Here is a 642-nt window from a genome sequence, read left to right as displayed (position 1 = left end):
GTTTTAGTTGTATAAATCCAGTTAATGCCATATTCCCTAGCAATCTGGAATAACCACCTGTAAGCGCCAGTTAGTAAACCGGGCTGTAATGAACAGGCCATTACGGGTATCAGGACGGGTTCGCCTATATGGGCTTCTTCATCGTCACAAGTAATCACCATGATAGCCGCTGTACGGCCTTCATCGTCGATTGCGTGAAACTCAAAACGATTCTGAGACTCAAATAGGCGCTGCATCCTGTCTTGCATCTTCTCCGGGCTGGTATGCCTCCAAATAGGCAGCATATCCTGTACGGCCTTACAGAAATCTAAATCAGCACAGTCTGTAGGTTCACCCACTTCTTTAAACTGTTTGCTTATTTTCATGGGTAAACCTCCTTAATTAAGCAGATTTATAAGCTGCTAGAACCTTGCCGAAATAAGCATGATCGTTATCGTTGCCTCTCCAGCGTTTAACAGTCTTATCTAGGCTACCGCCATTATCTTTTACCATCTGCTGTAGCATCTTACGCACCACAATAGAATACATTCTCTGATCTGCTGGACTATTAAGAACACCAGAACCACCCATGCCAAATACGGGATCATTTTTATCAGCATGTAACATTCTATGCCCTTGAGCACTGAAACGCTGAATATAATC

General features: G+C 43.5%; 2 protein-coding genes. Both read right to left on the bottom strand.

Annotation, left to right across the window (positions count from 1 at the left end; genetic code table 11):
* On the bottom strand, nt 1-365 hold a 365-nt coding region (locus N1032_RS25975), incomplete at its 3' end, for a hypothetical protein (RefSeq protein WP_259543507.1).
* Nucleotides 366-381: 16 nt separating this feature from the next.
* Nucleotides 382-642: hypothetical protein (locus N1032_RS25970; RefSeq protein WP_259543505.1), on the bottom strand; the 261-nt coding region annotated here is incomplete at its 5' end.

Origin of the sequence: Herbiconiux daphne (assembly GCF_024979295.1) — a bacterium.
Classification (GTDB): Bacteria; Actinomycetota; Actinomycetes; order Actinomycetales; family Microbacteriaceae; genus Herbiconiux; species Herbiconiux daphnes.
This window is presented reverse-complemented; position numbering and strand designations above follow the sequence as displayed.